This is a genomic window from Streptomyces sp. sk2.1 (genome assembly GCF_008120935.1).
Classification (GTDB): Bacteria; Actinomycetota; Actinomycetes; order Streptomycetales; family Streptomycetaceae; genus Streptomyces.
This window is the reverse complement of the sequence record NZ_RDBO01000039.1, coordinates 1-8,967: the sequence shown is the minus strand read 5'-3', so window position 1 is coordinate 8,967 and position 8,967 is coordinate 1. Positions and strand designations below refer to the sequence as shown.

The 8,967-nt window shown below is 72.7% G+C and carries 6 protein-coding genes and 2 pseudogenes; 7 read left to right on the top strand and 1 reads right to left on the bottom strand.

Translation table 11 applies throughout. The features are described from left to right. Together EAO76_RS14395 and EAO76_RS14390 are read left to right on the top strand one after the other, a co-directional pair. Positions 1 to 181: pseudogene (locus tag EAO76_RS14395) on the top strand (2-oxoacid:ferredoxin oxidoreductase subunit beta); the annotation flags it as partial. A gap of 158 nt (positions 182 to 339) precedes the next feature. Further along, positions 340 to 2,295 carry an APC family permease gene (locus EAO76_RS14390; protein WP_148836344.1) on the top strand — a complete coding sequence of 652 codons (1,956 nt, stop codon included), beginning with the start codon at positions 340 to 342 and terminating at the stop codon, positions 2,293 to 2,295. An 80-nt stretch (positions 2,296 to 2,375) separates the two neighbouring features. Here the strand turns inward: EAO76_RS14390 and EAO76_RS14385 are convergent, their stop codons facing one another. Then, entirely contained in the window at positions 2,376 to 2,783 is a 408-nt protein-coding gene (locus EAO76_RS14385; protein WP_148836343.1) for a helix-turn-helix domain-containing protein, read from the bottom strand. Positions 2,784 to 2,888: 105 nt separating this feature from the next. On the opposite strand from EAO76_RS14385, the gene EAO76_RS14380 reads away from it, so the two are divergent. From EAO76_RS14380 to EAO76_RS14360, 5 genes and pseudogenes are all read left to right on the top strand, one after another. Next, a complete protein-coding gene (locus tag EAO76_RS14380) occupies positions 2,889 to 3,749 on the top strand; it encodes an SDR family oxidoreductase (protein WP_148836342.1) in 861 nt (286 codons plus the stop codon). Positions 3,750 to 4,032: 283 nt separating this feature from the next. Continuing rightward, a complete protein-coding gene (rarD, locus tag EAO76_RS14375; RefSeq protein ID WP_148836341.1) occupies positions 4,033 to 5,025 on the top strand; it encodes an EamA family transporter RarD in 993 nt (330 codons plus the stop codon). 70 nt (positions 5,026 to 5,095) lie between these two features. Then, a pseudogene (locus tag EAO76_RS14370) lies at positions 5,096 to 6,319 on the top strand (FAD-dependent monooxygenase); the annotation flags it as partial. A gap of 120 nt (positions 6,320 to 6,439) precedes the next feature. Then, positions 6,440 to 7,105, top strand: a complete 666-nt coding sequence (locus tag EAO76_RS14365) for a maltokinase N-terminal cap-like domain-containing protein (protein ID WP_148836339.1) — start codon at positions 6,440 to 6,442, stop codon at positions 7,103 to 7,105. 876 nt (positions 7,106 to 7,981) lie between these two features. Beyond that, the coding region (locus EAO76_RS14360; RefSeq protein WP_148836338.1) for a choice-of-anchor A family protein at positions 7,982 to 8,967 on the top strand (986 nt) is incomplete at its 3' end.

Below are 8,967 nucleotides of genomic sequence, written 5' to 3'. Positions count from 1 at the left end.
CTCCCGCCTCGCCGACCCCGACACCCTCCACCACACCCCCATCGGCATCCTGCGCGACGTCGAACGACCGGTGTACGACACCCTCATGGCGGAACAGCTCGACACCGCCGTCGAACAGCAGGGCAAGGGCGACCTCGGCGCACTCCTGGCCGGCAACGACAACTGGACCGTCGCCGGCTGACCCGGCACCACCCACCGGACCGCCACCCACCGGACCGCCACCCACCGGACCGGCACCCGCACCACCCGCTCACCGCCGTCCCGCCGGACGGGCCACACCACGGCCCGTCCGGCGACGACGTACCGGGACCCGGCCCGGTCGGCGCGCACCATGGCGCCATGACCCCCGACCGCCCCGCGTACCGCATCAAACGACGTCTGCTCGGCAGGCCCCTCACCACGGAGCGCATCAGCGAGGAGAAGCTGAGCAACCGCACGGCGCTCGGGGTCCTCGCCTCCGACTGCATCAGTTCGTCCGCGTACGGCTCCGAGGAGATGCTCCGGGTCCTCGTGCCCGTCGTCGGAGCCGCCGCCTTCACCCTGCTGATGCCGGTGACCGGCGCGATCCTGCTGGTCCTGTTGCTCCTGACGCTCTGTTACAGCGACGTCGTCATGATCTACACCCGGGCGGGCGGCTCGTACGTCGTCGCGCGCGAGAACTTCGGGCCGAACGTCGCGCAGATCGCCGCCGTCGCCCTGCTCGTCGACTACATCGTCACCGTCGCCGTGCAGGTCTCGGCCGGCACCAACGCGCTGATCTCGCTCGCCCACCTGGTCGGGGAGGACTTCACCGGCCTGGACCATCTCCAGCTCCCGGTCTCCGTCGGCGTCATCGTGCTGCTCGCGTACGGGAACCTGCGCGGCATCCGCGAGGCGGGCCGGGCCTTCGCGCTGCCCGCCTACCTGTTCATGGCCGCCGTCGGGCTCGTCCTCGTCGTCGCCGTGCTGCGCGAGCTGACGGGCGGGCTGCCGCACGCCGATCCGCACGCGGCCGGGGCCGTGCCGTTCGGCACCCCGGGCGAGGGCTGGCTGTACGGCGCCTCGCTCTTCATCGTGCTGCGCTCGTTCGCCAACGGCGGCTCGTCCCTCACCGGGCTCGAAGCGATCTCCAACGGCATCTCCGCGTTCCGCGAACCGCAGGGCCGCAACGCCCGCCGCACCCTGATCGCGATGAGCTGTGTGCTCGGCGTCCTGGTCCTCGGCGTCTCCACGATGGCGCACTTCACCCATGCCGTCCCGTACGTCGACGGCACCCCGACCGTCATCGCGCAGGAGGCGCACCTCGCCTTCGGCGACGGGCCGGCGGGGACGGCCGGGCTGGTCTTCGTGCAGCTGGCGACCGCGCTGGTCCTCTACACCGGGGCCAACACCCCGTTCACCGGCTTCCCGTTCCTCGCCAGTTTCGTCGCCGAGGACCGGTTCCTGCCCCGGCAGCTGACCCGGCGCGGGCACCGGCTGGCGTTCTCCAACGGCATCGTCGCGCTGGCCGTCGTCTCGACGGCGCTGCTGCTGGTCACCGACGCCAGTGTGGACAGGCTGGTGGCGCTGTACGCGATCGGCGTGTTCACCGCCTTCACCATGGCCGGTGCCGGGCTCACCGCGTACCACCTGCGGCGCCGCGAGCCGTACCGCCGGACGAAGATCGCGGTCAACGGGCTCGCCGCGGTCATCTCGGCCGCGGTCGTGCTGATCTTCGCGGTGACCAAGTTCACCGAGGGGGCCTGGCTGGTCGTGGTGGTCTTCCCGCTCGGCGTGTGGGCGCTGACGCGGATCAACCGCGAGTACCGGCGCGAGGCCGCCGTGCTCCAGAGCCTCCAGGCGCCGGGGGCCGACCGGCCCCGGGACCGCCGCCATCTGGTCTTCGTCCTCGTCGAGACGCTCGACCTGGCGGCGCTCAAGGCGCTGCGGTACGCGCACGAGCTGCGCCCGGACGAGATCAGGGCCGTGCACTTCGCGATCGACGAGGCGCACGGCCGGCGGCTGGCCGCCCGCTGGGAGGCGACGGCCGCCACGTCCGTACCCCTGGAACTGGTGGCCTGTCCGGACCGGCGGCTGCGCCACGCGATGGAGGAGCTGGCCGTCCGCACCACGCAGGACGGGACGACGGGGCTGACGGTGCTGGTGCCGCGGCGGATGTACACGAACGTGCTCGGCAAGCTGCTGCACCGGGGCACGGGCGAGCAGATGGCCAAGACGCTGGCCCAGCTGCCGCACGTGGCGGTGACGATCCTGCCGTTCGACGTGTCGCGCGCGCTGCGCGCGCTGGAGGAGGGCCGCGCGCCCCAGCCGGACTGAGCCCGCGAGCCGTGCGGGGCTTGTACGAGCCGTGCAGGGCGCGCGGGCCGCGCGGGGCATGACGGGACCGCCCGGAGGGTCTACGGGGTGCGCGAGGCGTGTGCCCTCTGTTCGTCGTACGCCTCGCGCGCCGCCCGCACCGCGTCCAGGCGGCTCTCGGTCCAGCGCCCCAGCGCGACCACCTGCTCGGCGGCCTCCCGGCCCAGGCCGGTGAGCGAGTAGTCGACCCGGGGCGGGATCACCGGCTTCGCGTCCCGGTGCACGAAGCCGTCGCGCTCCAGCGTCTGGAGGGTCTGGGCCAGCATCTTCTCGCTGACGCCGCCCACCTCGCGGCGCAGTTCGCTGAAGCGGTACGAGCGCTCCAGCAGCGCGGCCAGGACCAGGACGCCCCAGCGGCTGGTGACGTGTTCGAGCACCAGCCGGGAGGGGCACATCTGCCCGCTCACCACCTTCACACCGGGCCACCGGCCCTGGCTGCTCACTTCCATGCCAGTACCTTACTTCAAAGTGGGTACTTTCGATTAGTTAGCGCATCTCCTACGGTGATCCCAGGAGCCCGAACAGGGACAAACACCCCCCAGGAGAAGAAACCCATGAGCATCGTCGTCACCGGAGCCACCGGAGCGCTCGGCCGTCTCGTCGTCGAGGAACTGCTGGCCACCGTGCCCGCGAGCGGGATCGCCGCCGTCGTGCGCGACGCGGAGAAGGCGGCCCCGCTCGCCGGACGCGGCGTCGAGCTCCGCGTCGCGGACTACGACCGGCCGGAGACCCTGAAGGACGCCTTCCGGGCCGGCGACCGGGTGCTGCTCATCTCCGGCAGCGAGGTCGGCCGCCGCGTGCCGCAGCACACCGCGGTCATCGAGGCGGCCAAGGAGGCGGGCGTCGCCCAGCTCGCGTACACCGGCATCCTGGGCGGCCCCGACGCCGACTTCCGGCTGGCCGACGAGCACCGGGCCACCGAGCGGCTGATCCTCGACTCCGGCCTGCCCCACACCTTCCTGCGCAACGGCTGGTACACCGAGAACTACACGGCCAACCTCGCCCCGGTCCTGGCGCACGGTGCCGTCGTCGCCAACGCGGGCGAGGGCCGGATCGCCTCCGCCACCCGCGCCGACTACGCCGCCGCGGCCGCCGCCGTACTGACCGGCGAGGGCCACATCGGCGCGGCCTACGAGCTGAGCGGCGACGTCGCCTGGTCGTTGGCGGAGTACGCGGCCGAGATCGCGCGGGCCACCGGCAAGGAGATCGCGTACCGGAACGTCCCCGCCGCCGAGCACCGGGAGATCCTGGTCGGCGCCGGTGTGCCCGAGTTCTTCGCGGAGATCCTCGTCGACGTCGACGAGGCGATCGGGCGCGGTCGGCTCGCCGGCACGAGCGGCGACCTGGCCCGGCTGATCGGCCGCCCCACGACCCCGCTCGCCGAGACCGTGGCCGAGGCCGTCGCCGCGGCATGACCGCGGCGGTCCGGGCGCGTCGCCGGACGCGGCGCGGGCGCGTCACCGCCCCCTCGTCGGCCGGAATCCCGGTCGCCGGGGCGCCTCCCGCGCGCCCCGGCGGCCGGTCGGCACCCCGGCGCACCACTCCCGCCGCGAAAGCACCCCTGCCGCACCACCGCCCCCACCCGCCCCGGCAGCCGGGCGTCATGACCGTAATGCGATACGGGTATGACTTGCGGCCCTCACGGCGCTACCGTCATGCAGTTGACGGAGCAACCGAATCGACAAGCCGGGAGGGCCCGTGAAGGGGAACAACGAACAGCGGGCCGGACTCCTGTCCGGCTTCGCGGCGTACGGCATGTGGGGGCTCGTCCCCCTCTTCTGGCCGCTGATGAAGCCCGCCGGGGCGGTCGAGATCCTCGCCCACCGCATGGTCTGGTCCCTCGGGTTCGTCGCGGTCGCGCTGCTGGTGCTGCGCCGCTGGGCCTGGATCGGCGAGCTGGTGCGCCAGCCCCGCAAGCTCGCGCTGATCGCGGTGGCCGCGACCGTGATCACGGTCAACTGGGGCCTGTACATCTGGTCCGTGAACCACGACCACGTCGTGGAGGCCTCGCTCGGCTACTTCATCAACCCGCTGGTCACCATCGCCCTGGGCGTGCTGGTCCTGGGCGAACGGCTGCGTCCCGCCCAGTGGGTGGCGGTGGGCATAGGCGCCGCGGCGGTGCTGGTGCTGGCGATCGGCTACGGGCGGCCGCCGTGGATCTCGCTGACGCTGGCGTTCTCCTTCGCGCTGTACGGGCTGGTGAAGAAGAAGGTCAACATGGGCGGCCTGGAGTCGCTGACCGCCGAAACCGCCGTGCTGTTCGTGCCCGCGCTCGGCTACCTGCTGTGGCTGGGGGCGCGGGGCGAGTCGTCGTTCGCCTCCGAGGGGCTCGGTCACGCGGCCCTGCTGGCCTCGACGGGCCTCGTCACGGCGGTCCCGCTCGTCCTGTTCGGGGCGGCGGCGATCCGGGTGCCGCTCTCCACGCTGGGCCTGCTGCAGTACCTGGCGCCCGTCTTCCAGTTCGGCCTGGGGGTCCTGTACTTCCACGAGGCGATGCCGCCGGAGCGGTGGGCCGGGTTCGCCCTGGTGTGGCTGGCCCTCGCCCTGCTGACCTGGGACGCGTTCCGAACGGCGCGGCGCACCAGGATGCGGGTGCGGGAGGCCCGCTCGGCGACGGACCGGCCGGAGCACCGGGAACGACGGCCGTCGCCGGCACCCGTCCCCCACGAGGCCGCGGACACACAAATTTAGTTACCCAGTTGCCTTTTTGACTCGGTTACGTTTTCCTGGAGGTCCACGGAAACACGACCGAGGAGTCCGCATGTCCGCAACAGCGCCCGTCACCTCCGTACTCGTCGTCGGTTCGGGCCCGACGGGCCTGACCCTCGCCTGCGACCTGGCACGGCGCGCGGTCCACGTACGGATCATCGACCGGTCCGGGGAGTTCCCGCGCAGCTCGCGGGCCAAGGGCCCCAACCCCCGCTCCCTGGAGGTCCTGGAGGACCTGGGCGTCGTCGACCGGGTGCTGGCGGAGGGCTCCGCGCCGCTGCCCATGCGCAAGTACCGCGACGGGCTGCCGGTCGCCGACGCCGACCCGTCCGCGGGAACGCGCCCCACGCCGGACGCCCCGTACGCCCACGGCCGGCTGATCGCCCAGTGGCAGCTGGAGGAGATCCTGCGCGCCCGGCTGGCGGAGTACGGCGTCCACGTCGAGCTGGGCACCGAGGCGGTCGGCCTGTCGCAGGGGCCCGAGTCGGTGACCGTCGCCCTCGCCGACGGCCGGAGCATCGAGGCGCGGTACGTGGTGGGCTGCGACGGCGGCCACAGCCCGGTGCGCAAGATGCTCGGCCTCCCGTTCGAGGGCAGGACGGCCGAGGAACAGGTGATGGTCTGCGGGGACGTCGAGGTGGAGGGGCTCGACCGCGCCCTGTGGCACCAGTGGTTCGACGAGGACGGGGCCGTGATGCTGTGCCCGATCCCGGGCACGCGCACGGGCTGGTGGTTCCAGGCGGGACCCGAGCGGGACGGGTCCGGAGCCCCGGTGCCGCCCTCCCCGGAGGGCTTCCGGCGGCTGTTCGCCAAGCACACCCGGCTGCCGGGCGACCGCCTCACCGAGGCCACCCTGCTGTCCACGTACCGGGTCAACGAGCGCATGGTGGACCGCTACCGGGTGGGCCGGGTGCTGCTGGCCGGGGACGCCGCGCACGTGCACCCCATCGCCGGCGGGCTGGGCATGAACACCGGCATCCAGGACGCGTTCAACCTGGGCTGGAAGCTCGCCCGGGTCGCCACCGGCCGGGCGTCGTCCGCACTGCTGGACACCTACGAGGAGGAGCGGCTGCCCGTGGCCGCCTGGACGCTGGGCGTCTCCTCGGAGCGACTGCGGGCCACCCTCGAAGCGATCAAGCGGCCGGGCGGCGGCCTGGACACGGCGATCACCGAGCAGACGACGGGGCTGGACCGGGGCTACCGCTGGAGCTCGCTCTCCCCCTCCCCCGCCGGTACCGTCGCCGCCCGGCCGCTTGATCGCTTCGAGGGTGGCCCGCAGTCCCGGCCCCACCCCCACCGTCACCCCACCACCTGGACGGTCCTCGCCGGTTTCGCCGCCGGGCGACGCACCGCCTGAATCCAACCGCCCGAATCCACCGGAGGAATCCGCACCCTCATGGCTGTCATCCACCGCACCACCCTGACGCCCACCAAGCTGGAACTCCTCGACACCTGGCTGCCCGAGCAGCCCTGGTACCGAGGCACGCCGGGTCAGCGGCCCGAGCTGGCCAGGACCGGCGGGTTCCGGCTGGACGACCCGGAGGGCGAGGTCGGGATCGAGTTCATGGCGGTCACCGACACCTCGGGGGCCGAACCGGTCACCTACCAGGTGCCGTTCACCTACCGCGGCGCCCCGCTCGCGGGCGCCGACGAAGCACTCGTCGGCACGTCCGAGCACGGGGTGCTGGGCCGCCGGTGGGTGTACGACGGAACGCGCGACCCGGTCCTCGTCGCCCAGCTGTTCGCGCTCGTCGTCGGCGAGGCGGAGCCGCAGATGCAGAGCACGAGCAACGCCCCCGACCCCTCCGTCACGGCCCGGTTCGACGAGTCGGGCCTCGGGGCGGAGCTCTCGTCCACGACCGCCACCGACGACCCGAACGGCACGGAGATCCTGGTCACGACGGCATCCGACGGGCGCCGACTGGCCCTTCGCGTGAACCGGGTGCTCCGGCCCGGTCAGGAGGCCGACGCGGAGGCGCTCGGCGACGTCACCGCGGACGCGCCGCTGCCGGACGGCACCACGGCGCGCACCGCGTTCGTCGTCGTCCACGCCCGCTCATGAACCGGAGCGTGGCGCCCGGCCGTTCACGACCGGGCGCCACGCTCAGCAATCGAGTCACCCGCGTCGAACAGTGGGCGCACCGCTCGTGAAGGAACAAAACCCGCCGGACGGATGGGCCGTGAAATCACTTGGCGGAAAGCCGAGTCGCCCACTCCTTCGGGGCGGTCCCCGCCCGCGGCCCCGCCTCTGACCGATCCATGACTCAACGGATTCGGCGCTGAACGCGGGCACCCCGAGAAAGAGGTTCGACGGAGGACGGCCGACGACGGCGACGTTCACGACCGTCATCCCGACCTGCCGGCGCCCGCTGGACGTGTCCCGCCGGCGCAACCACTGCCCGGCCCCCCAGCCGACGGGCGGGAGGAGCGCAGGCCCGCCGGTTGCGGTCCGCGAAGACGCGCACGCCGTCGGCCTCCGGTACGACCCTCACCACCGTTTCGCTCTCCAGCGGGCGGAGGCCGTCGAACGTCCGGAAGCGCGGAACGAACCCGTCCCGCTCGTCGCAGTCCACGCGGTGGACGACAGGACCGGACACCCCCTCGGGCAACAGGAACCCCTTCGGCACCCGGCTCCGAAGCCGGGCGCCCTCGCCGCCGCGGGACGCCACCGACCACCGCACAACGGTCATCTGCACAACCACGCCACCCACGTCCATACCCGCCGGGCATGGCAGAACGACAGATCACGGAACCCGTGCATCACCCCCGGACGCCCCCTCCTCACCAGCAACCCACCGACGGGCGGACAAACCCTCACCATCACGGCAGTTCACCCGCCCCGCACGCATTGGTCTTGACCAATATTTCAATCTGTGAAAAGCATGGGCAAAGCCGCCACGAAAAGCTCTACGACCACCTCCGCGGGAGAACCAGCCCCATGCGCATAACCGCAACCGCCGCAGCCGCCGCGCTCGGTGGAGCCCTCGTCCTCGGCCTGACCGTCGCCCCCGCCGCGCAGGCCGCACCGGCCGACTCGGCCGGATGTGCCACCGACGCCTTCGGAGTCGCCGGGAAGTACGGCGAGTTCGTCCTCGGTGACGACGTCCACACCCCCGACGCGGAGGGCGCGGTGGCCGTCGGCGGCAACGCCGACTTCCGCGGCGGCTTCAGCGTCGCCAACGAACTCTCCGCGGCGGAGGTCGACGCCCTGCCCGGCCGCGCCTCCCTCGTCGTCCGCGGCGACCTGCGCAACGACAAGTCCGTCACCGCGGTGATGAAGGGCAACGCGGTCGTCGGCGGCGAGATCCGCGACCGCGCCCTCGAAATGCACGCGGGCAGCGTCGGCAAGAACGCCGGACTCATCGACTTCGACGCCGAGTTCGCCAAGCTCCGCGCCTACTCCACCGCCCTGGGCGAGGAACCGGCCACGGACGGCACCCGGGTGACGCCGAGCGGCAACCGCCTCACCCTGGAGGGCTCCAACGCCTCCCGCAACATCTTCAAGGTGACGACCGACCAGCTGGAGAAGGCCAAGGAGGTCTTCCTCAAGGTCCCCGCGGGCGCCACCGCGGTCGTCAACGTCAGCGGCCGGGACTACGACATGGCCGGGGCCGGCACCACCGGTTTCTTCCTCTCCGGCGGCCAGGACTACGTACTGGACGACAAGCTCCAGAGCGCCTCCGGCGGCAAGGTCCGCGCCCGCCTCCTGTGGAACTTCCCCGACGCCCGCACGGTCACCAAGCACAGCTCCGCCGCCTGGCCCGGCAGCGTCCTGGCCCCCAATGCCCACCTGGAACTCGGCAGCGGCGCACCGGTCAACGGATCGGTCTGGGTCGCCTCGCTGCACGGCACCGGCGGCGCCGAGACCCACCACTTCCCCTTCAGCGGCTGCCTCCCCGAGACCGGCGAGCCCACGAGACTAGG